Below are 454 nucleotides of genomic sequence, written 5' to 3' on the forward strand. Positions count from 1 at the left end.
CGGCGCGCGCTGGATCACGGCTGACACGCCGGCCGAGCTGCGCGAGTTCGTTAACGCCTACCCGGCACGCATGGCACTCGATGCGGCCAACACGCTGGCGTACCTCTGCACCTCACCGTACGACGTGCGGCTGGCCCAGGAGCGCTTTCCGAAGATCCACTTCCATCCGTTGCGGGAGCATGCGGGACTGGCGTTGCAGTCGGCCGGCTAGGAAGCCGCTGACGCCATGAGCAAAGCGGCGATCGGGCATCAGTTCCTGCGCTTCGGCATGGTCGGGATCGCCGGCCTGCTGGTGGACCTCGCTGCGCTTTTCCTGCTGGCGCCCATGCTGGGCTGGTATGCCGGCCGCGTGTGCTCTTTCCTGGCTGCGGTCACGACCACCTGGTGGCTCAATCGCTATTTCACCTTCAAGGCGCGGCCGACGGCTGGACGGCGCCGCGATTCCCTGGGTGCG

1 protein-coding gene and 1 pseudogene are annotated in these 454 nt (G+C 67.4%); both read left to right on the forward strand.

What is annotated here, in order from left to right; translation table 11 throughout:
- A pseudogene (locus CVH10_RS17485) lies at positions 1–211 on the forward strand (hypothetical protein); the annotation flags it as partial.
- A 15-nt stretch (positions 212–226) separates the two neighbouring features.
- A partial coding sequence (locus CVH10_RS17490; protein WP_146142990.1) for a GtrA family protein occupies positions 227–454 on the forward strand: 228 nt, incomplete at its 3' end.

This window comes from Halomonas sp. ND22Bw (genome assembly GCF_003011945.1).
In the GTDB taxonomy this organism is placed as follows: domain Bacteria; phylum Pseudomonadota; class Gammaproteobacteria; order Pseudomonadales; family Halomonadaceae; genus Halomonas; species Halomonas halophila.